Origin of the sequence: Nesterenkonia salmonea (assembly GCF_005771525.1) — a bacterium.
GTDB lineage: Bacteria > Actinomycetota > Actinomycetes > Actinomycetales > Micrococcaceae > Nesterenkonia > Nesterenkonia salmonea.
The window spans coordinates 90,128-111,184 of the sequence record NZ_VAVZ01000003.1; the positions used below are offsets into that span (position 1 = coordinate 90,128).

At 62.6% G+C, this 21,057-nt stretch carries 23 protein-coding genes; 14 read left to right on the plus strand and 9 right to left on the minus strand.

Annotation, left to right across the window (positions count from 1 at the left end; genetic code table 11):
* Positions 1 to 28: 28 nt before the first annotated feature.
* Positions 29 to 712: an MtrAB system response regulator MtrA gene (gene mtrA / locus FEF26_RS01765; protein ID WP_138251815.1), complete on the minus strand. Its 684-nt coding sequence runs from the start codon at positions 710 to 712 to the stop codon at positions 29 to 31.
* Positions 713 to 854: 142 nt separating this feature from the next.
* On the opposite strand from mtrA, the gene FEF26_RS01770 reads away from it, so the two are divergent.
* The 9 genes from FEF26_RS01770 to FEF26_RS01810 all read left to right on the plus strand — a co-directional run bounded on the left by FEF26_RS01770 (position 855) and on the right by FEF26_RS01810 (position 9,647).
* Entirely contained in the window at positions 855 to 1,943 is a 1,089-nt protein-coding gene (locus FEF26_RS01770; protein WP_138251816.1) for a hypothetical protein, read from the plus strand.
* Positions 1,940 to 2,584, plus strand: a complete 645-nt coding sequence (locus FEF26_RS01775; protein WP_138251817.1) for a DUF4129 domain-containing protein — start codon at positions 1,940 to 1,942, stop codon at positions 2,582 to 2,584. Before FEF26_RS01770 ends, FEF26_RS01775 begins: the two co-directional genes overlap by 4 nt.
* Positions 2,581 to 3,834: a DUF4350 domain-containing protein gene (locus FEF26_RS01780; protein WP_138251818.1), complete on the plus strand. Its 1,254-nt coding sequence runs from the start codon at positions 2,581 to 2,583 to the stop codon at positions 3,832 to 3,834. The genes FEF26_RS01775 and FEF26_RS01780 overlap by 4 nt, the downstream gene beginning before the upstream one ends.
* Positions 3,831 to 4,838 (plus strand): AAA family ATPase, encoded by a 1,008-nt coding sequence (locus FEF26_RS01785; protein ID WP_138251819.1) that lies wholly within the window; start codon positions 3,831 to 3,833, stop codon positions 4,836 to 4,838. Before FEF26_RS01780 ends, FEF26_RS01785 begins: the two co-directional genes overlap by 4 nt.
* A gap of 41 nt (positions 4,839 to 4,879) precedes the next feature.
* On the plus strand, positions 4,880 to 6,142 hold the full coding sequence (locus FEF26_RS01790) for a DUF58 domain-containing protein (protein WP_138251855.1): 1,263 nt from the start codon (positions 4,880 to 4,882) through the stop codon (positions 6,140 to 6,142).
* A gap of 108 nt (positions 6,143 to 6,250) precedes the next feature.
* Positions 6,251 to 7,375 carry a tRNA 2-thiouridine(34) synthase MnmA gene (gene mnmA / locus FEF26_RS01795; RefSeq protein WP_138251820.1) on the plus strand — a complete coding sequence of 375 codons (1,125 nt, stop codon included), beginning with the start codon at positions 6,251 to 6,253 and terminating at the stop codon, positions 7,373 to 7,375.
* 31 nt (positions 7,376 to 7,406) lie between these two features.
* Positions 7,407 to 7,793, plus strand: coding sequence for a chorismate mutase (locus tag FEF26_RS01800; RefSeq protein ID WP_138251821.1), 387 nt, complete (start codon positions 7,407 to 7,409; stop codon positions 7,791 to 7,793).
* A gap of 25 nt (positions 7,794 to 7,818) precedes the next feature.
* Positions 7,819 to 8,877: a uroporphyrinogen decarboxylase/cobalamine-independent methonine synthase family protein gene (locus FEF26_RS01805; RefSeq protein WP_138251822.1), complete on the plus strand. Its 1,059-nt coding sequence runs from the start codon at positions 7,819 to 7,821 to the stop codon at positions 8,875 to 8,877.
* Between the two features lie 14 nt (positions 8,878 to 8,891).
* Positions 8,892 to 9,647, plus strand: a complete 756-nt coding sequence (locus FEF26_RS01810) for a hypothetical protein (RefSeq protein WP_138251823.1) — start codon at positions 8,892 to 8,894, stop codon at positions 9,645 to 9,647.
* On the opposite strand, the gene FEF26_RS01815 is transcribed toward FEF26_RS01810, so the two are convergent.
* The 3 genes from FEF26_RS01815 to FEF26_RS01825 are packed head-to-tail and all read right to left on the minus strand — an operon-like array spanning position 9,644 to position 11,640.
* Positions 9,644 to 10,180 carry a DUF4269 domain-containing protein gene (locus FEF26_RS01815; RefSeq protein WP_166432871.1) on the minus strand — a complete coding sequence of 179 codons (537 nt, stop codon included), beginning with the start codon at positions 10,178 to 10,180 and terminating at the stop codon, positions 9,644 to 9,646. The genes FEF26_RS01810 and FEF26_RS01815 overlap by 4 nt on opposite strands.
* A gap of 10 nt (positions 10,181 to 10,190) precedes the next feature.
* Positions 10,191 to 10,688, minus strand: a complete 498-nt coding sequence (locus FEF26_RS01820) for an NUDIX hydrolase (RefSeq protein WP_166432872.1) — start codon at positions 10,686 to 10,688, stop codon at positions 10,191 to 10,193.
* A gap of 34 nt (positions 10,689 to 10,722) precedes the next feature.
* The gene (locus FEF26_RS01825; RefSeq protein ID WP_138251826.1) at positions 10,723 to 11,640 is read right to left on the minus strand and encodes an SDR family NAD(P)-dependent oxidoreductase; all 918 of its coding nucleotides are present in this window, start codon (positions 11,638 to 11,640) and stop codon (positions 10,723 to 10,725) included.
* A 97-nt stretch (positions 11,641 to 11,737) separates the two neighbouring features.
* On the opposite strand from FEF26_RS01825, the gene FEF26_RS01830 reads away from it, so the two are divergent.
* Together FEF26_RS01830 and FEF26_RS01835 are read left to right on the plus strand one after the other, a co-directional pair.
* Entirely contained in the window at positions 11,738 to 12,406 is a 669-nt protein-coding gene (locus tag FEF26_RS01830; RefSeq protein WP_138251827.1) for a TetR/AcrR family transcriptional regulator, read from the plus strand.
* A 37-nt stretch (positions 12,407 to 12,443) separates the two neighbouring features.
* A complete protein-coding gene (locus FEF26_RS01835) occupies positions 12,444 to 13,013 on the plus strand; it encodes a cysteine hydrolase family protein (protein WP_138251828.1) in 570 nt (189 codons plus the stop codon).
* Here the strand turns inward: FEF26_RS01835 and FEF26_RS01840 are convergent.
* The 4 genes from FEF26_RS01840 to FEF26_RS01855 all read right to left on the minus strand — a co-directional run bounded on the left by FEF26_RS01840 (position 12,988) and on the right by FEF26_RS01855 (position 17,066).
* On the minus strand, positions 12,988 to 13,470 hold the full coding sequence (locus FEF26_RS01840) for a VOC family protein (protein ID WP_138251829.1): 483 nt from the start codon (positions 13,468 to 13,470) through the stop codon (positions 12,988 to 12,990). The two genes, FEF26_RS01835 and FEF26_RS01840, sit on opposite strands and share 26 nt — an antisense overlap.
* Positions 13,471 to 13,538: 68 nt before the next feature.
* Positions 13,539 to 15,263, minus strand: coding sequence for an ABC-F family ATP-binding cassette domain-containing protein (locus tag FEF26_RS01845; protein ID WP_138251830.1), 1,725 nt, complete (start codon positions 15,261 to 15,263; stop codon positions 13,539 to 13,541).
* A 102-nt stretch (positions 15,264 to 15,365) separates the two neighbouring features.
* Positions 15,366 to 15,848 carry a YbaK/EbsC family protein gene (locus tag FEF26_RS01850; RefSeq protein ID WP_138251831.1) on the minus strand — a complete coding sequence of 161 codons (483 nt, stop codon included), beginning with the start codon at positions 15,846 to 15,848 and terminating at the stop codon, positions 15,366 to 15,368.
* A 9-nt stretch (positions 15,849 to 15,857) separates the two neighbouring features.
* A complete protein-coding gene (locus FEF26_RS01855; protein WP_138251832.1) occupies positions 15,858 to 17,066 on the minus strand; it encodes a cysteine desulfurase family protein in 1,209 nt (402 codons plus the stop codon).
* Between the two features lie 37 nt (positions 17,067 to 17,103).
* Between FEF26_RS01855 and FEF26_RS01860 the strand changes: the two genes are divergently transcribed.
* From FEF26_RS01860 to FEF26_RS01870, 3 genes are all read left to right on the plus strand, one after another.
* Complete coding sequence (locus FEF26_RS01860) at positions 17,104 to 18,147, plus strand: J domain-containing protein (protein ID WP_138251833.1); 1,044 nt, start codon at positions 17,104 to 17,106, stop codon at positions 18,145 to 18,147.
* Positions 18,144 to 18,665, plus strand: coding sequence for a tRNA (cytidine(34)-2'-O)-methyltransferase (locus tag FEF26_RS01865; RefSeq protein WP_138251834.1), 522 nt, complete (start codon positions 18,144 to 18,146; stop codon positions 18,663 to 18,665). Before FEF26_RS01860 ends, FEF26_RS01865 begins: the two co-directional genes overlap by 4 nt.
* Before the next feature lie 79 nt (positions 18,666 to 18,744).
* A complete protein-coding gene (locus FEF26_RS01870) occupies positions 18,745 to 20,280 on the plus strand; it encodes an anti-sigma factor domain-containing protein (RefSeq protein ID WP_166432873.1) in 1,536 nt (511 codons plus the stop codon).
* Here the strand turns inward: FEF26_RS01870 and FEF26_RS01875 are convergent.
* Positions 20,277 to 21,056 carry a PIG-L deacetylase family protein gene (locus FEF26_RS01875; RefSeq protein WP_424991714.1) on the minus strand — a complete coding sequence of 260 codons (780 nt, stop codon included), beginning with the start codon at positions 21,054 to 21,056 and terminating at the stop codon, positions 20,277 to 20,279. The genes FEF26_RS01870 and FEF26_RS01875 overlap by 4 nt on opposite strands.
* Between the last annotated feature and the right edge of the window lies 1 nt (position 21,057).

Here is a 21,057-nt window from a genome sequence, read left to right on the forward strand (position 1 = left end):
CTCTGCTCAGTGATAGCCGCGCCGCTCCTCAGCCGCCGGCCTTATAACCAATGCCACGCACAGTCTGGATGATCTCTGGGTTCTCCGGGTCCTTCTCCACTTTGGATCGCAGGCGCTGGACATGAACGTTGACCAGCCGGGTGTCCGCCTGGTGGCGATACCCCCACACCTCCTCGAGCAGCATCTCCCTGTTCCAGACTTGCCAGGGCTTCTTTGCCAACGTGGAGAGCAGGTCGAATTCGAGGGGGGTCAGTGAGATGCGGGTGTTTCCTCGGCGTACTTCATGACCAGCCACATCAATGGTGAGGTCTCCGATGGTCAGCGTCTCCCCATCCGGACGCCCCAAGGGTTCTGGAGTGCGCAGACGTGCACGCACCCTGGCCACGAGTTCGGCGGGTTTGAAGGGTTTCGGCACGTAGTCGTCCGCACCGGCTTCGAGACCTCTGACCACATCAGCGGTGTCGGATTTAGCGGTCAACATCACAATCGGAGTGTCAGCTTCTTCGCGGATCTCCCGGCACACCTCAATCCCGTCCTTACCTGGGAGCATGAGGTCCAGCAGCACCAGGTCGGGGTCTGACGCCCGGAAAGCCTCCAGGGCGAGGTCGCCGGTGGCGCAGAAGGTCGGTTCAAACCCATCGTTGCGCAGCACGATTCCGATCATCTCCGACAGCGCCTCGTCGTCGTCGACCACCAAGATGTTAGCTCTCATGGAGCTCCGTCCTTCCTCACTGCTACTGACGCCGGGGGACGCGAGTCATTCACACTCCGCGCACCCGCTGATTCTCCAGGATATATGAGGCGATAGGGTTGAACATGGACCTCATGGTGGCTTCTGGAACAAGCGGGGTGGAATGGGCACTCAGGTGGCATCGCAGCTGGCTCGCACCCCGGTGCGCCCAGGCGCGGTATTTCCGCTGCGCCCCCTAGCGCAGGATGAAATCTTCCGCGGAGCATTCTCCGTAATCCGCCGCAACCCCCGGGCGGCTCTGGGATTGCCGTTCCTTGCCGCCGTGCTGAACTTCCTCGTGTCCCTGGTGCTGCTGGTGGCGATGCCGGCGGACAACTACCTGAGGATGATGACTGACCCGGTCGCATTCGACGACCAGGAGCTGTTGTTCGCTGCGCTGGGCGAAGGGGGAATGGTCATGATGATCGTTGCCAGTTCCTTCATAGGAAGCCTCGTGATGGCCATGTCCCTTGGACTTCTCGCCATCCCGGTGGTGCGATCAGCCTATGGGCTGCCGACCACGCTGCGACAGACTGTGCTGCTGCGCGTGGGCAGACTGGGATGGCTGCTGCTCCACCTATTAGTTCTGCTGGTGGTGACCGGGGTGCTCTCGGTCATCGTCGTCGTGGCAGGGGTCCTACTGACGGTCGCCACCTTCGGCTTCGGGCTTCTCCTGGTGCTGCCGGGGTTTTTCCTGCTGCTGTGCTGGTTGACCGCGGGGCTGATGTTCGGCCCGCTGGTGGTCGTGGTGGAACGACGCAACGCATTCAGCGCGATCGGCCGGTCCTTTGCCCTCAACCGAGGCATGTGGTGGAGGCATATCGGTGCCGTGGCGCTGCTGTACCTGATGCTGTTGGTGGTTCTGGGAGTCACCTCGCTGCCTGCGGGCATTGTGGCTGGTCTGGGTGGGGAGCTGGCTTGGCAGTCTGAGCAGGGCCAGAACGACCTCCTCGTGCTGCTGGTGCTCGGTTTCGGTCAGCTGTACGATATGGCCCTCAACACTCTTCTGGTCGCCCTGGTCGGTACCGTCATAGGCGTGATGTATCTCAACGCACGATTCCGTCGGGAAGCACTGGATGTCATGTTGAAGCATGTGGCGCCACCGACACCGCAGACCGATTCGGAATCCGAGTACTTGGACACACTCCTCCCCGCATCCCCTGAGCACCTCTCCGCCGGTGCCCCGAAGGCACCTGGAGGCGCACCCCGGTGACCACAGAGCTGTATGAGCGCGACGACGCCCGCCGCGTGTTGGAAGAGGAGCTCGCCGACGGCTCCTATCAGCGCCAGTTCACCGGCCCTTTGCGCGAGGCCATCGACTCCTTCCTCTTCTGGCTTGAGGACCGAGCGTTTTCGATCGGCGGAGTGGACGTCCCCTTCGGCCCTGTGCTGGTCCTGATCGCCGTCGCCGCAGCAGTCGTAGTCATCATCATGGTGGTCCGTCCGCGCCTTCAGAGCGGCACGGTGGCTGATGGTGTCGTTGAGATCGACCCCCAAGTCTCCGCCGAAGAGTTCCGCAGCCGAGCTGAGGCTTCTGCCCGAGCCGGAGATTTCAACGCCGCTGCACTGGATGCCTTCCGTGCCGTTGCCCGAGCAGCAGAGGAACGCGGAGTGGTCTCCGAGCAGCGCGGTGGGACCGCGACTGAGATCGCGGACAGCCTGGGTGTCTCCTACCGCGCGTTCGCCGATGATCTTCACCGTGCCGCCGACCTGTTCAACCGGTCTGCCTACGGCTCGGCATCACTGGTCGCAGCCGACTTCGAGTTCGTCGCCCAGCTGGATGTGCAGCTGCAAACGGCGCCCGCCCAGTCCCTCGGCGGGGTCGATGGACCGCGATTGGCGGTGCCCCAATGACTTCCCAGACAACCTCACCCACTGTTTCCTCCGGCGGGGCTGCGCTGCGTTCGGCGGCCTCGCGCTGGCAATTCTGGATTGTAGTGCTGGTAATCGGCGCTGTGGTGGCTCTGCTGATCCAACTGCTGGAGACATCGGATACAGAAACCTACGGCACGGAGAACACAAACCTTGATGGCTATGCCGCTGTAGCCAACGTTCTCGACGATCATGGCGTGGACATACACCGGGTCTACTCCGCCCAGGCAGCCAGGGAGCTCATGGAGCAGGAGCCCGATGCCGGCGTGGTCGTTCTGCTCCGCAGTTTCCAAACAGAGGAGCGGTTCACGGAGGAGCTGGAGTCCGAATGGGAGTCTGGACGGGACGTGCTGTGGATCACGGACCAGTCCTGGCTGCTGACCGGGCTGAGCGCTGAGGTCCATTCTGGACCACGCATCCCGGTGGGTACGGCCGGTACTGCTGAAGTTCTCGATGCCGGCGGCACTTGTGCGCACCCCGCCGCCGAGGCTGCCTCAAGCATCCAAGCTCCAGGGTCCTCACTGCGGGCTGATGCTGGGTGCTTCGCCGTCGATGACGGCAGCTATGTGTTGTCAGAGACCTCCCACGGTGTGGTGTTCACTGCCCCAGAGGCGTTCACCAACCAGCACATCACAGAGGAGGGCAATGCCGCCCTGGCGTTGGGGCTCTTGGGGGCAGGCCCTGAGAACGACTCCGCCGCGAGCCTCATCTGGTACACCCCTTCTGGTGCCGATACGGTCGACGACCAACAGTGGGGATCACCCCTTGACTATCTGCCCGACTGGGCCTGGCCTCTGCTCTGGTGGCTCGTACTGTGCGCCGTGATCGGGATGGTCGCGGCCGGACGGCGCTACGGGCCAGTCGTGAGCGAACCAATGCCGGTCAGTGTCCCAGCCGAAGAGGCAGCGGTCGGCCGGGGAAGGCTGTATCAGCGGGCGAACGCGGTGGATGAAACCGGCCACGTGCTGCGCAATGCGCATCTGCTGCGACTCACCCGACTGCTCAGATTGGGCCGCAGATCTGATGCGGCCACAGTCGCCGATGCAGCAGCCCGAGCCACCGGTCGGGACCCAGCCGCCGTTCGCCAGCTGCTTGAGAGGGCTCGATCCGCAGGGCCTGGGTCATCGGGCCCAGCAATGTCTCATAGGGATGCGGTGTCCCATGCCCAGGCGTTAGCGGACCTGGAAAAGGACGTCAGACGTGCTGTACGAACACAAAGGAGAACCGAATGACCGACCACTCGCCGGATCAGCTCACCTACCAAGCAGAACGCCCCGAAGCCTCTGCAGATGAGCTGCGGGCCCGGCTGACCCGAGTCCGTGAGGAGGTCGCCAAAGCTGTGGTGGGCCAGGATGCGGCGGTGACAAGCGTGATCATCGCTCTTCTTGTCCGCGGCCATGTGCTGCTCGAAGGCGTCCCTGGAGTGGCTAAGACCCTGCTTGTGCGGGCGATCTCCGCCTCATTGGGCCTGCACACCGCCCGGGTGCAGTTCACGCCGGACTTGATGCCCGGAGATGTGACCGGTTCCCTTGTCTATGACTCGAAGACCGGAGATTTCAGCTTCCGGGAGGGGCCGGTCTTCACCAACCTGCTGCTGGCCGATGAGATCAACCGCACACCTCCCAAGACGCAGGCCTCACTCCTGGAGGCGATGGAGGAGCGGCAGGTGTCGGTTGACGGTGCCGGCCGTCCCCTGCCTGACCCCTTCCTGGTGGCAGCCACCCAGAACCCGGTGGAGTATGAAGGCACCTATCCCCTGCCGGAGGCGCAGTTGGACAGGTTCCTGCTGAAGGTGAATCTGGGCCTTCCTGAGCGGGAGCAGGAGGTTGAGGTGATCAATCGGCACGCGGCAGGTTTCGACCCGTCGAACCTCGCCGCTGCGGGTGTGCGTCCGGTGGCGCAGGTCGAGGATGTGCTGGCTGCACGCAAATCGGTGAGCACTGTGCAGATCGCCCCGGATGTTGTGGGATACATCGTGGACATCGCGCGCGCTACTCGTGCGGCCCCAAGCTTCCAGCTGCGAGTCTCACCCCGTGGTGCGACCGCCTTGATGAACTCCGCCAAGGCCTGGGCCTGGCTCTCCGGTCGCGACTATGTGACCCCTGATGATGTCAAGGCCCTGGCTCTGCCGGCCCTCCGCCACCGGGTGGCGCTCACACCTGAGGCGTCTATGGACGGTGCTGGAGCCGACGATGTACTGCAGGGCATTCTGACCACCACTGCCGTCCCCAGGTAAAGACTGTGATCACCTTCCGATTCCTGTGGGTAGCCCTGGGCATGTCTGTGCTGGTGATTCTGATCCCCGCATGGTGGTGGCTATGGCTTGTGGTGCTGATCGGAATCGCGGTGGTAGACATTTTGGCCTGCGCGTCCCCGCGCAAGCTGCGCCTAGTCCGCGAACAGACCAGCCCCACCCGGGTTGGTGAGCGGACCACCGCCACGACCCGTCTGGAAAACCTGGGCACACGCACGTTGCGCGGTTGGGCTAAGGATGGGTGGCAGCCCACTGCGGGCGCCACCAACGCGTTGCAGAAGGTTCAGGTCAATGGACGCGGCTCAACGGAGCTGCACATAGAGCTTGCGCCCGAAAGGCGCGGTGAGTTGACCAGCGAACATCTGACGATCCGTTCATTGGGTCCATTGGGGCTGGCGGGGCGCCAGGTGGTCCACCGGTTGCCGCACACGGTGCAAGTGCTGCCCGAGTTCGCCTCACGTAAACACCTCCCCTCCCGACTTCGGCGCCTGCGCGAGCTGGACGGTGCTACCGCTGTGCAACTGCGCGGGGCGGGAACGGAGTTCGATTCGCTCCGCGACTATGTGCGCGGCGATGATGTGCGCTCCATCGACTGGCGAGCCACTGCGCGGCGGCAGGACGCTGCTGGCCAACACCTGGTGGTCCGGACTTGGAGACCTGAGCGGGACCGACGGGTGATCCTCTGCCTGGACTCCTCACGAACCTCAGCCGCCCGAATCGGGGATGAGCCACGGCTGGACGCGGGACTGGAATCGTCCCTGCTGCTGGGCGCCCTAGCCTCACACGCAGGTGACCGGGTGGATTTCCTAGCCTTCGCGCGGGAAGTGACTGCCCGGGCGTCGTCGTCAGAGCGGGGAATGTTCCTCAATGTGCTCAGCACGGCAGCCTCCAGAGTTGAACCCGCTCTGGTGGAGGCCGACTTCTCACAGCTTCCCGCTGAGATTGCTGCCATCACGGCCCACAAGTCCTTGGTGGTGATCTTCACCGCTGTTGACTCCCCCTCCCTACACGAGGGGCTACTTCCGGTGCTACCTGCGCTGACCGCCAAGCACCGGGTGGTGGTCGCCTCCGTCAGCAATCCTGAGCTGACCGAACGCGCAGCCGCCAGGGAGACTCCCAGCGAGGTCTACGGCGCTGCAGCGGCTGAACGCGCCATGATTGAAGCCGAGGCGGTCTCCGCAGAGCTGCACGCCATGGGGATCGAGGTGGTCCAGGCTGAACCGGAGGCGCTGCCTGCGGCACTGGCGGACTGCTACATTCGGTTGAAAGCCACCGGCAAGCTCTGAGCACCGCCTTGGACCGGTCCTGCAGCGCGCCAAGGGAATGAGAGCGCCCTCGGTGCGGTTGTAAGGGGCTGTTGTCGCATCAGCCCTCTATCCGTACCGTAGGTAAACATGAAAGTCCTTGCAGCCATGTCAGGCGGGGTCGACTCCGCCGTTGCCGCAGCGCGCGCTGTCGATGCTGGCCATGAAGTGGTCGGAGTGCACCTTGCCCTGTCCCGCATGCCCGGGACACTGCGCACCGGATCCCGGGGTTGCTGCACGATTGAAGATTCCTCAGATGCGTGGCGTGCCTGCGAGAAGCTGGGCATTCCCTTCTATGTGTGGGATTTCTCGGAACGATTCAAAGCTGATGTGGTGGATGACTTCATTGCCGAATATGCAGCTGGCCGGACCCCCAACCCGTGCATGCGGTGCAATGAGAAGATCAAATTTGAGGCGCTGCTGGACAAGGCAATCGCGTTGGGGTTCGACGCCGTGGCCACTGGTCACTACGCCAAGATCATTGAGGGGCATGAGGGCTCCCGGGAGCTTCACCGCGCGGCCACGTGGACTAAGGACCAGTCATATGTGCTGGGCGTACTGAACGACCAGCAGCTTGCCCACTGCATGTTCCCGCTGGGTGAGACGCCTTCCAAGGATCTGGTGCGAGCGGAGGCCGCTGAGCGTGGCCTCTCGGTGGCCCAGAAGCCTGACTCCCACGACATCTGCTTCATCCCTGACGGTGATACTCGTGGTTGGCTGGCTGAACAGATCGATATGACCTCCGGACCGATTCTGGACTCTGAAGGCAACCAAATCGGCGAGCACGACGGCGCCCAGGCCTACACGGTGGGCCAGCGGCGGGGGCTGAAGCTGGGCCGGCCCGCTCCAGACGGCAAGCCCAGGTTCGTCCTGGAGATCCGCCCCAAGGAGAACACTGTGGTGGCCGGATCACAGGAACTGCTCGACATTGATCTGATCACGGGCATTAGGCTCTCCTGGGCAGGCTTACCAGTGGCTGAAGCCGCGACCGGCACGTGGTTCGGGATTGAGCTTCAGATCCGCGCACATGCGGATCCAGTGCCGGCCCGCGCCCGCGTGGAGCAGGACGACGACGCCCCGCGGCTGGTGGTAGAGCTGATGGAACCACTCAAGGGTGTGGCTCCCGGTCAGACCGCAGTGATGTATCAGGGAAGCCGTGTGCTCGGTCAGGCCACCATCGACACGGCACGGTCCAAGAATTATCAGCCGGTCTGAGGCTAGGCGCTTCAATCAGTAAGCTTGCCTCATGAGCACTGACCCGCGGGCGGGCGATGCCGCCAAGTACGTCGACCCAGAGATCATGGCCGAACTGCTGACAATGCGCTCGTCGATTGACAACATCGACGCCGCGCTGGTGCATTTACTAGCTGAGCGGTTCAAAGCCACACAGCGGGTTGGGGTGTTGAAGGCCAAACACAAGCTGCCACCAGCAGACCCAGGCCGCGAGAAGTCTCAGATTGACCGTTTGAAGCGGTTGGCTGCAGAAGCTCATTTGGACCCGGACTTCGCAGAGAAGTTCTTGAACTTCATTATTGAGGAAGTCATTCGCCACCACCAAGCCATTTCCGAGCACTCTCCCCCACCTCAGGACAACGACCCCGAGGCGCCTTTCGACTGGGCGAACCAGACGTGAGCAGATTGTGAAGAGTCCTGCTGTGATGGTCCGATCCGTTGCGCCGGCAACAATGCCCGGCCCTGATTTCCGGCGAGCCGCTGAGCTGGTTGAGCCTGAGCTGGCTCCCCCGCATATGGGGGCACTTCCTGAGCTTCCCGCCCGCGGGCACCACGGCACCCAGCTTGGCCGGGCGGTAGCTCACCTGACGGAGCTCCACGCGGAGCTGACCTCTTATGGTTGGCGGCTGGTTCAGCGTCCAGGAGCCGACCATCAGCGCTGCACTGCGCTGCTGACCTCCGATGTAGACACGCTTGCCGATGTTCGCGGCGCCAAGGAGGAGAGTGGTGGAGTTCTCAGTCCGTTGCACCTTGAGGTGCTGGGGCCTGTGTCACTGTCAGCCAAGTTGCACCTCCCCAACGGGGAGAAAGCGCTCATGGACCATGGTGCGCGGCGGGACCTGACCCACTCCTTGGCCGCTGGTGTGGCCGAGCATATTCAGCATGTGCGGCGATCTGTAGGCCCGGAGTCGTTGAGCGTGGTGCTCCAGGAACCGGACTACCGTGCGGTCCGCACTGGGTCGGTCCCCACCGTGAGTGGGTACCGGACCATACGGGCTTTGGGGCGCGACGAGACCCGGGGCATGTTCCGCGCGGTGGTAGATGCGTTGCGGGGCTCCGGCGTGGAGGAGGTCATCTTCGACTGCGGGCAGATCGTCGAGGCTGAGCATGTGGAGGATTTTTTCAGTCGCCGAGAAACCAAGGCAGATGGTTTTGTGATGCCTGTGCATCAAGCTGGCTCCGCTGACTGGGAGCGGGCGGCCGAACTCGTGGAGGCGGGAGCCTCCCTATGGTCTGGGCTGCTGCGTCCGCGGGGGTCCGGATCTTCACCGCAACTACCGGAGGTCTCCCAACTTGCGGCGCGTCTGACTGGTCCCTGGCAGCGGCTGGGAATGTCGGCGTCGTCGTTATCAGCTTTCACTGTGGCGGGTTACGGGGTCTCCGATCAGCGAGCGATTGGCGAGTTGAGCGAAGGCGAGTTTATGCGTACGTGGAGTCGGCTGCGGGACACTGCCGATGCGCTGACTGACCAGATGGAAGCCTGAGGAGGCGGCAACGGATGACGAGCGCGCGAACGCCAGAAGAACCTGATGCCACCCGGCGTATGCCGCCGATGCCGGAGGAGGAGGCGTTCTCAAGTTCTGCGCACCACCGGCCTCCGCAGCCGTCCTGGGAGGATGCCCCTCTGCTTGAGGAAGACGCTACTCGACCTTATCCGGCGTACCCTTCAGCGGAACCGTATCCGATGCCAGCTGCTGCCGCTCCTTACGAGCCGATTCCGGGTGCGCTCCCGCCGCAGCACCAGGATCATTACCAGCGGGAGCGGGAGCCTCGACGCAGATCTGGAGGGTGCTTGGGCGTGGTCCTGACCCTTTGTTTGGCGATCTGGGCAAGCCTTGGGTCCGTTCTCGTGTTGTCGGTGTGGGCTCAGGCCAGTTTCGGGTCGGGATGGGCTACCGCAGTTCAGAGCACCATCAATGGTGTCATCAGGGATGTCCCTGGGTTCGCGGAATCTCTGGTCTTGGCGCCACTGTTCTTGGTTGCCAGCGGGCTGTGTGTGGTCGCTGCGTTCATGATGCCCAGTCCTGTGGGGGTGGTCCGTGGCGTCGGGGGCTTCCTGCTTGTGGGTGCGGTGGGTGCCTATGCAGGGGCCGTGATTCTTGAGCTGAGCGACTTCACCGGGCAGACGGTGGCCCGCTGGCAGGCGTTCGGGGAGCTGTGGCCAAGTGTCGCAATCGCGGACGTCATCCTGGTGCCATTTTTCTTCCTTGCCGCGCTGGTGTGTGTGCTGGCCACCACGCCCCGCAAACGCTAGAGGTCCACCTCCAGCAAGGCGAGGTAGGGGTCGCCGTCGAGCCCGAGAGCTTCAGCGAATGCTGGCTCCGTCTTGAGTCCTGATGCTTTGAGACTTCTGATGTGTGATTGGAAACTGGAGCCCAAGCGTTCGAGCAGAACGTACTCCACGACCATGTGACGGTATGCCCTTTGCTCGCGGATGGCTGTGGTGTGGATGAAGAGTTCGATGGGATAGGACTCAGACTGAAACGCCACACACCAGGCGCCGGGTTCTTTTCCGTGTGGCCACACCGCGAACGCCGGCATGTGGGCGAAACGTGAGGCAAGGTCGTCTCGGACGGATTCGGGATCGGTCGTAGAGATCAGGATGTCGAGGTCGGATTCCGGCAGGTCGATGTCCAACGGGATGGTGCCTGCCAGAGCCCATTCCTTCACTCCGGTGAGGGTGTCGATGCTTAGTGAATCGAGCGTCTCGGCGGCTTCCTGTTGACGCCGATTCCCTCGCCGCAGATAGTCAGTGCCCCGTAGCTTCTTCTCTGCCTCCCAGATCACGTCCACCTCTCTAGGCCTCAATAAGCTGTTTTTGGGCGAAGGTCCGCACACTGTCCTTGGTCTCAGCCTGTTGAAGGACCTCATTCTTGGTGAACCACCGGACGTCCTGAACCTCTGATTCCAGCACTATGAGCTCTGCATCATCCTCAGCAACTAAGAGGTACATCGCGTCCATATGGATGTGCTCAACATCCTTATGGGACTCCGGAATGAGCTGGGCCGACATGGCGAAGGGCGTTGGTAGCTGGACTTCCGTTGGGTCATCCAGGGTCAGAGCCATGGTGTGCGCTCCGGCGTGCCGGGCGTGGACCCCCGTCTCTTCGAATACCTCACGGACGGCGGCATCTCCTGGGTACTCGTCAGGATCCACGTGCCCGCCTGGCGGAAGCCAGCACCGCAGCGTCTTGTGGAAGATCATGAGCATCCGGGTACGGTCTTCGTTCACCACATACCCGGTGGCCGTGAACTGTTTCTTCATGCCTGCCGAATACTCCATCAGATCGCTCATCTCTCCAAGGTATCTGACCTCTGCGAGACGCATATCAGTGCGGCGACGTCGCCGCTATAGGAAAAGCCACTCCGGTCAAGTCTTCAGAGACCGCCCACAGTCGCTGCTGGGCAACCTGGTCGTGAGAGTCAGGACTGGAGGCGACTACCTTCGGGTAGCCCCTCACCTCACCACGATTGCCGGGACCGTAGTACTGGCCACCGAGCGCCGTCGGGTCGGTGGCGGCACGGAGGGTGGGCAGTGCGCCCATTTCGGCCTTTTGTGTGAGCAGTGGGGCCAGCCAGTTGACTGGTATGCGCAGCGCGGCCGGTGCATGGCGAACAAGTTCGGTGTTTGACACCCCAGGGTGGGCAGCCATGGCAACGGTAGTGCCATGCGGGGTGAGTCGGCGTTGTAGCTCGTATGTGAACATCAAGTTGGCGAGCTTAGCTTGGCCGTAGGCCGCCACCCGGCTGTATGAATGCTCCCACTGCAGATCATCAAAGTGGATAGCCGCTCGGATCCGGTGGCCGGTGCTGCTGACCGTGACGACCCGCGACCCGGGCACGGGCAGAAGTTGCTCCAGCAACAGGCCCGTGAGTGCGAAGTGGCCAAGGTGATTGGTTCCGAATTGCAGCTCGAATCCATCGGCGGTGGTCTTTCTCGGGGTGTACATGATCCCTGCATTGTTGATCAGTAGGTCGATGCGTGGGTGGCTGATGCGTAGGTCAGCCGCCGCTGCGCGAATTGAATCCAGTGAGGTCAGGTCAAGGGCCTGGACGCTCACGTCACCTTTGATACGGTCTGCTGCTTGCTTGCCCTTGTCGAGGTCGCGGACGGCTAGTACCACCGTGGCTCCGCGCATGGCGAGCATCCGGGCGGTTTCGAAGCCCAGACCGGTATTGGCACCGGTGACGACCGCCACTCGACCGTGCTGATCGGGGATGTTCTGCTCGGTCCAGTTTTCACTCATTTTGTCTCCTAAAGTACTGCCGGTCTGTTATCACTAAACTTAAGAGACTGGTGGTCTTTTGTCAAGCGACCGGCGGTCTCTAAATTAGACTGGGGGCGTGACTTTCCAACGAGCACGAAGCGAGGAGCAACGGCGGATCCGGCGCCAGGCGATCTTGGATACGGCATCAGCCATGCTCGAAGAGATGCCCGTGGCGGAAGTGAGCCTCAATGAGCTCAGTCGGCGGGTAGGTTTAGCCAAGTCCAACGTCCTGCGATACTTCGAGTCGCGCGAAGCGGTCTTACTCGAACTGCTGGACGACTTCTTGGGAAGCTGGCTCAAGGAGCTGGAGCAGGACCTGTCTTCCCACGTCGAGGGGCACGCTGCATTGGACGTGCGAGCGGAACAGATAGCAGAGGTCCTCAGTCGTTCGTTGTCGGACCGTGTAGTGCTCTGTGACCTCTTCGGCGCGCAAGGCGGCGTCTTGGAACACAACGTATCGATTGAAGTAGTTAAGCAGCACAAGCGTTCTTCCCTCACAAGGCTTGCCACCATGTCCGGGCTCTTGCGCCAGCATTTGCCTGAGCTCGGTGACGACGCGCAGCTGTTCTGCCTGATGAGCCTTGTCCAGGCAGGCGCCTTGTCGACCTATGTCCCGCCCCCACCCAGCCTGCTGGCAGCTTACGCGGAAGACCCTGCCCTGGGCGTACTGCACCTTGAGCTCGGTGATGCTCTGCGGTTGGCATTCACGTCGACGTTGATGGGTGTACTGCCGCGCGGGCTATGAAGCGATCACAGCGCCCTCTACGTCGCATAATGGCATCATGAGCATCACCGACAGCGCCCGACGCGCGGCCTTGATCGTCATCGACGTCCAGCAAGGTTTCGGCGACAGCGACTACTGGGGCACACGGAACAACCCCGAGTGTGAGTCCAACATCGCCGCACTGCTGCAGCATTGGAGAGTAGCGAGTCGGCCCGTTGTCTTTGTGAGGCATGATTCGAAGGATCCGGGCTCACCGCTTCACCCGGATGGCCAAGGAAACCTCTTCCAGGAGCTGGTGACTGGCGAGCCCGATCTGTTGGTGACCAAGAGCGTTAATTCCAGCTTCCACGGGTCCCCCGATCTGCACGCCTGGCTTCGGCGTCAAGGGATCGCTGACGTGGTCATTTGCGGTATCACTACCAATCACTGCTGCGAGACCACAGCCCGGGTCGGCGGCAATCTCGGCTACACCGTGCTGTTCGCCCTGGACGCCACGCATACCTTCGACCGCGCAGCTCCGGATGGCACAGTGATCAGCGCTGACACGCTGGCGCAGGTCACCGCCACGAATCTCCACGGAGAATTCGCCACCGTCACCACCACTAGCGCCCTACTTCATGAGCAATGACGGACCCCATGTTTTTGTCGTGGGATCGGACCACCACTCCGCTCTCCTCGATCTCCAGAAGCCGGTTGAGATCATTGCCCCGGTGATCGAACGTCAGGTGAGGAAACCTGACCCGAAAGCTCTCAATACTTGTGCGGACCACAAACTGAAGGTGCCTCACCCCTTCAGTTTCAGCTCCGGTCTTGGGCTGCGGCAGCTCCACGAAGCTCACACTCCACCCATGAGATCTCAGCGGACGTTGCAGCTCAAACACAGCGATTAACCGGCCATTAATCTCACTTTCACTGATCAGATTTCCGAGTTTGTGCAGATCAGTCTTCACTTCGTCATACCGGCTGTTGCTGGGCACCTGAAGACAGAGGGTGTCGTTCTGAACGACTTCGCCGCGGAGTCCCCATGAGTTGAGCAGTTCGTCGGCGCGCGCGATGTACGAGGCGTAGAGGTTGGATATATCCATGGTGCGTCACGCTACCGCGAGAAATGACTGCCACTGGCGCCCCTGGCTTGCGTACCGCAGGGCGGTGGTCAAGGTGTGTCCAACTCCAAATGGCGCCACTTCCACATTCGGCGCAGCCAGCGGTCATGAGAGGCGACGACGACGGCGCCAGGGTAGTCCGGTATGGCGGCCTCGACCTGCGTAGCGAGGAGAACGGAGAAGTGGTTGGTGGGTTCATCGAGCAGCAGGAGATCCGGCGGATCCGCCAGAACGATGGCCAACGACAACCTTCGCTGCTGGCCCACGCTGAGATCAGCGACCGGACGGTTTTCGTCCCGACCAGGCAGGAGACCGTATGTTCCCAGTGGAACTACCTCGGCGTGTTGCGCACCGACGGCATCGGCGTAAATCTGGTTCGCTGTGCGCCCAGGTCCTCGACCAGGCGAATCAGGCAACTCGTGTGTTTGCCTCAACATGCTGACACACGGACTCTGGTAATGAGAAGCCGTCCCTGAGGTAGGTTGCAGCTCACCAGCAAGCAGTGACAGCAAAGTCGACTTCCCCGCGCCGTTAGGGCCGGTGATCAGCCACTTCTCTCCGGCGCCAACGCTCAGAGAGGTCTCAGCCAACCGTCCCCGAACTGCGGCATTCGCTACCGTCACAAGAGGACCAGTGGACAAGCCCGATGTGGAGCGGTCTTCGGTCACCAACCCTCCGAAGCTGAGAGGCCTTGGTGGTTTGCGGATCTGTTCCACCTCCAGAGCCTCCAATCTGCGCCGTGCATCGTTGACCCGTCGCGAGACCACTTTGGCGTTGCGGTCGGCGTAGAATTTTGCTGCAGCGCGAGCTTCGGTGCGGGGTGTCCAGTCGGCATGCCCCACGGTGTGACTGTTTCGTTCAGCGGCCCGCAGCCGTTTGAGTTCGTTCTGTTCGTCGCGGTATCGCTTCTGCCAGCGCTGATGAGCATCCATGCGGGCGTGCAAGTATTCGGTGTAGGCGCCAGTGAACCTAGTGATACCGATTCCGCTGCCAGTGCCATCCGCTACCAGTGGCCCAGCGACCGACTGTGGCAGCGGCGACGGATCCAGATCAAGCAAGGTGGTGGCCGCCTCATCCAAGAATGCCCTGTCATGGCTGGCGAAAACCACCGGACCTTGCCACTGATTCAGCACCGAAAGCAGGTAGGCAACGGCGTCGTCGTCCAAATGGTTCGTGGGTTCGTCCAGCAGAAGAAAGTCTGGAGAATTCAACAGCACCCATGCCAGGGAGAGGCGGGCCTGCTGGCCTCCAGAGATTGCTCCCGTGGGGCGAGTCCGGGGAACCTCACTGAGCCCCAGCCCATTGAGAGTGGCCTCAATGCGCGCATCGATCTCCCAAACGCCGAGTCTCTCCGCGGCCGCTAAAGCTAAGGAGTAGCGCCTCTGAGCCTGTCCTCCCTGCGGATGATCAGTCACCGCCTCCGCGGCTTTCTGGACCTCACGCTCGGCGGCGCGTACCGGGGCAACAGCCTCCTCCAACGCTTGGGCGACAGTGCTCTGCTGAGAGAAAGGAGGTTCTTGGTGGAGGAGACCGAGCCTCGGCGTACCCATAGCGGGTATTGAAGCCCTGACAAACCCCGCGTCAGGCGGCAGGTCCCCTGCCAGCACACGGAGCAGGGTCGATTTTCCGGTCCCGTTTTCACCGATAATGGCAGCGCACTCACCGGAAGCGACAGTAAAAGAAACATCCGTCAATACACGGTGCTCACCGAAAGAGACAGAAACACCATCAGCGCGCAGATGCGCCGAAACATGGTGGGAATTGCGCGTGGTCACAGTCTTCCTTAGAAGTCGTCAGGAGTCCCACCGGGCTGCAGACCGCGGAGGCAGGACATTGCTGTGAGTCAACGCTTCATACACGCCACTTTAGCGCATGGTTTATGTCTTGGGTCTGACAGCTTGGGCAGTTCCGCCGGTGACCTGCAGGAGTTGATCGTAGGTGGTGGGGAAGACCGTTTTGGGGTGTCCGGCGGCGGCCCACACCTCCTGGTATTGACCGAGCGCTGGGTCCACATAAGTCGGAACCTGGTGCGTATGCCCGACTGGAGCGACACCGCCGATCACCTGGCCCGTGGCCTGCCGGACAACATCCTTGGAGGCCCGGCCGATGGTCCCTCCCAGCTGCTCCCCCAACCACTCGGTGTCAACTCGGTGCGCACCAGAGGTCAGCACCAGCACGGGTTCATCGTGAAGGGTGAAAACTAAAGAGTTGGCGATCTGCCCCACCTCAACGCCCAAAGCGTCAGCGGCGCTCTGAGCAGTGGTGACGGCGTCGTCGAACCAGGTCACTTCAGGCTCTAGACCGTGTTCGGCAAGATCAGCCAAAACTCGTTCAACAGCGGGATGTTCTTGGTGCGCCATGGCACTAACTTATCGTTTGCCGGCGGAGCGGGGCGTGTCTGCGGCAAGGCCAGCGGTGCGCGAGCGGGCAATAATCCCCGGCAGGGCCTCCGCGAGCGCGGCGACGTCGTTCTCCGTTGTAGTCCACCCCAGGGAGAACCTCTGCGCGCCGCGGGCCTGAGATTCGCTGAGCCCCATAGATAAGAGCACATGAGAAGGCCGCGGGACTCCGGCAGTGCACGCTGAACCGGTGGCGGTGTCGAACCCGGCCATATCAAGCATGAACAGCAGCGAATCGCCCTCAGCGCCATCTACAGCAATGTGCAGATTGTTAGGCATCCTCAGCTCGGGCGCCTTCCTAGGATCCGGGCCGCAGAGCCGCACTCCGTCCAAACCCACCACAGCTTCCAAGAGCTGATTCCGCAATCCTGTGAGTCGGCCCGCCTCGGTGCGGATCTGTGCCACCGTCTCCTCCGCCACGGCACCGAACGCACAGATTCCTGGTGCGTCCAGCGTGCCGGAACGAATATCACGCTCCTGCCCACCGCCATGGAGCACCGGAACCAGCTTCACATCCCTGCGCACCAGCAACGCGCCGATCCCCACAGGGGCACCGATTTTGTGTCCGCTCAACGCCATGGTGGAGGCTCCAGATTCTGCGAAACTGACCGGCAGCGAGCCAAACGCCTGCACCGCGTCAGTGTGAAAGGGAACTTCCGCCTCAGCGCAGAGCCGGCCAATCGCCGCTATCGGCTGAACAGTGCCGACCTCGTTATTGGCCCACATCACCGTCACCAGAGCGATCGATTCCGGATCATCGTGAAGCAACGTGGCCAGCGCGGTCATGTCGACCAGGCCTTCGCTGTCCACCGGGATCATGACAAGTTCGGCACCATGCTGGGCCTCAATCCACTCCGCGGTGTCCAGTACTGCGTGGTGCTCGGTGCCGGGCAACAGGATGCGGCGCCGCCGTGGATCCCCGGCCTGGCGCTGCCAGTAGAGCCCTTTCAGCGCCAAATTGTCAGCCTCCGTGCCACCTGAGGTAAAGATCACCTCGGAAGGATCGGCGCCAGCAGCGGCCGCAAGTTGTGACCGCGCAGAATCCACAGCCAGGCGCGCTCGTCGCCCGGATCCGTGCAGCGAAGAGGGGTTGGCGAGCAGCGGCATCTGCTCGGTGAGCACCTGCACCGCAGTGGGTTTCACGGGGGTAGTGGCGGCGTGATCGAAGTAGCGGGACATCACTGCCGATTCTACGCGCGGTAATCTTGTATCTCTGATGAATGAGCCGGACTTCTACACAGTGCTGGGCGTGGCGCCTGACGACGAGCCCCAAGTCATACGTGCCGCGTACCGGCGCGCTGCCCGGGAACACCACCCTGACCGGGGTGGCACAGCGGAGAAATTCCACCAAATCCAAGCCGCCTGGGACGTTCTCGGATCACCGGAGGACCGCGCAGAATATGACCGACGACGCCGCCGCACCGGCTCCGCACCCTCAGCGTCCACGCCTGCCCCCACCGGAGAGGGCACCGGGTTCACCTATTCGCGCAGCGAGGCCTCCCGCGGGACCGGCTCCCGCCCTTCAGAGACCCGGACTCGTCGCAGGTCGACGTCCCGCTCCCCCAGCGCGGATCAGCCGCCCCTCTACATACCGCCGCTATCGCAGCCTGAGCCGCTGAACCTCACCCTGACCAGCCAAAAGATCCACGGCGGATTCGAGTCCCGGGGCTTGTTCGGTGGCCGGGCCCGGCGCCGTCAGCTCCGTACCTCCAGCCTGTTGGAGAAGCACGTGCTCAGCGCGCTTCCTGCAGCCAGGCTCTTCAACGACGTCGCCCTCGAAGCACCCAAGCTTGACCGCAAGGGTGAGCCGCGGGTGCCGAAGAGCTCCGATTATGTGGACCATGTGCTGATTTGCGGGTCGACTCTGGTACTGGTCAGCGGGCTTGAAGTGCCGGGCTCCACAGCCTCCTGGGATGGACGGGCCTTGCGCGCCGCCGGCAGGAGCGTGGCCCTGCCCGACCTTGCCACGGCGACAAAGCTGCTGCGCAACAATCTGAACCGTCAGCTGCGGTCAGTAGGCGTTGACGACGGTGCCATCACCACCGACTGGCAGCATGTGCTGATCGCCGCCGACGGGGACCTTTTTCACCCAGTAGTCGAGCCCCAAGGGGCGGGACGACGCGGGCACATGCCCCTGGCTGCTGGGCGCGCCATAGGCCATCTGGTCAATGTGCTCTCCGAATCCGACCAGGCGAATGTGGTCAACCGTCACCTCATGGCAGCACTGCGCAGCAGACTCGCTGTTCCGGACGACACATGAGCGGGGCAGGGCTGCGCATTGTGCTGGACCAGCCGGAGATTCCCGGCAACACCGGCAACATCATCCGGCTCGCTGCCGTCACCGGATTTGAGCTGCACATCGCCGGACCCACATTGTTCGACTTCTCCGACGCAAAACTCAAGCGGGCCGGTTTGGACTATCACGACCTCGCTGTGATGACCGAACATGAGAACCTCGAGTCCGCCTATGCACACCTTGGTGTCTCCTCTAAGCGGGACACTCCCTTTGCCGCCGGTGAGACGGCCGCCGCACGGATCTTCGCTTTCACCGGAGAAGGCACCATCGCCCACACTGAGGTCAGCTACCAGCCCGGTGACATCCTGCTCTTCGGCCGGGAGTCCACGGGTCTGGACGAATGCGTCAAAGCGGATCCGCGCCTGACAGGGACAGTACGCATACCCATGCTTCCCGGGCGGCGCAGCCTCAACCTCGCCAACTCGGTGTCCATTGCCGTCTATGAGGCCTGGCGGCAATACAGCTTCCGCGACGCTGTGTGAGCTTAGCGCCCGGAGTTGCACGGCTCTGGGTGGGTGTTGGTCGCCTCAGCATTCAGGTCCGCTGACTAGACTCAGGGCTATGAGCGAGACTCCCCGCCGCGATGAGGCGACCTCCCCCCAAGAGGCCGCACCGGTCGCCGAAACACCGGTGGAACTTGATCACCACCAGCAGACCGAAGAGCCCACACTGACTGATCTGCTGACAAGCACTGCGCAGGGCGATCAGGCGGCATTCTCTGCCTTCTTTGATGCCACCGCCGATGTGGTCTATGGGTTGGCGCTCATCATGCACGCCGAGTACGACCATGCACACTCCTCGACGATCGCCGTCTACCGGCACCTGTGGGACCAGGCTGATGCTCGGGCCCGTGACCTCCGACTGCAGACTCACGCCTCCCAGCTGCTGACTGAGGAGTTCGCAGACGTCAGCCCGGAGAACCCCAGCTACCGACCCAATGAGTATGAGTTGGTACTGGAATGGCTCATCCCGCTGACGCACCGGATCTTTGTGGAGCGCTTCCGTGACCGCACCACCAGCCCGATCCCACTAACCCCCGTGCCGCAAAGTGAGGGGGGCGGCGTCGCCGGTCTCCCCGAAGAGGTGCTGGAGGATCTGCTGGCGCTGTCCGACTCTCAGGCCCAGGCACTGGCGCTGACCTTCTTGGCCGGAATCCCCCACCAGGAGGTGGCCGAAACGGTCGGCGCAGCGGTGCCCTCCATCAAATCCAGGCTGCGCGATGCGATGACGCGTCTGCACAGCCAACGCGAAGCCCGGGACACCGGCACGGACCCGATCCTGCGCGCCGCTGTCACCAAGGAAGATCTGGAACGCTCCGGGGGTGTGAACCGCAACTTCTCAAACCAGATCGCAGCCGACCTGGATAAAGGCCTGCTAGTGGAGCTCGCCGAGCTCTACGCACTGGACGCGGTGGATGATGCAGAACGCGCCCTTCTGGATGAGAAGGCGCTGACGGCCTCACCTGAGGAAGTCCAGCAGTGGGAGACTCGGGTCCTGGCAGCACGGCGGACGCTGGCTGAGATCTTCGCCTCCGATCCAGTAGCGCCTCCGTCCACCCTGCTGGAGGAACTCCTTGAGGGTCTCGGCGGTCAAGAGGTCGGAGTATCGCTGGTGGAAGACATCTCCAATCACACTGGTGAGGACGAACGCCGTAAGCCAGTGGTCAAGAAATGGATGTTCATTGCCGGGTTCGTGGCGATTGTGCTGATCGGGGCCCTGGTCATTTGGCAGTTCACCGTGCCCCGTGATGTTCAGGCCATCGCCGATGCAGACCCGGACGCGTCACTGGTGGAGGACTACCAGATGGAGCAGGGCGGCACTATTGACGCAGTCCTGGCCCCCACCGAGGATGTTGGCTACGTTCAGTTCGAGGACGTGCCCAGCACCGAAGGTGACCAGACCTACCAGCTGTGGCTGCTGCCCCGCGGTGCCGGTGAACCCGCCTCCATAGGCAACTTCACCGCCGACCAGCTAGAAGGTGAAGTCATCGACATCAACAACTTAGCCCAGCACCAGGCGCTACTTGTCACGGTGGAGGAAGTTCGCGGTGAGGAACGCCCCCAGGGCGAAATCGTGGCCCAGCTTCCGCTGGACTAGAAACCGGAAATGGTCGCGGGGTCGTTGACGATCACGTGATGGAACTCTTCGGCGTACCCGCCAGCACCATGAGTGGTCTGCAGCTGGTCGGTGACGAACTCGCGCATCCGCTCAGCGTCACGGTGCTGACTGAAATGCCGGCCCAGGGCAGCGAGCTTCCGGTCCTGGTATCCGGTCACATCCACCCGCAGGTTCACCCGCTCTGCTGGTGAACCCATCAGCAGCAAGTGCTGGATCTTAAAGGCAGGTAGCCCAGCTGCCTCTAGCTCCGGGTACGCAAAGGGGTTCTCCACATACGGATACGCTGCCCGCACCACAGCTTCGCCGGTGGCCAGATGGTCCGGATGAGCTTTCTGCAGTCGGTCCCATGCGCGCTCCGGGTGGAAGCTCAACACTGCCTGGGGCCGGGTCTGACGCATCACGCGCACTAGATCCCCCACCAGCTTGTGCGTGGGCTGGACGAAGCCGTCACGTTCGTCCAGCACCAACACCTCAGAGATCCCGACGACGTCCGCAGCCGCCTCCTGCTCGGCTTGCCTGAGCCGGCTCGTCTCTTCAGCGTTCCGGCCGGGATCAAACCCGCCAGCGTCCCCGGTGGTGAGCATGCACAAGCTCACCTCAACATCAGCATCGGTGAGCGCAGCGATCGTCGCCGCGCTTCCGAAGTCAATGTCATCCGGGTGCGCTGACACGGCGAGCACCTTGTGCAGGTCTAGCTCTGCCATGAGCTCAGCAGGTGAGCAGAGGCGGGAGGAGGGAGCCGGCGGCGTCGTCATC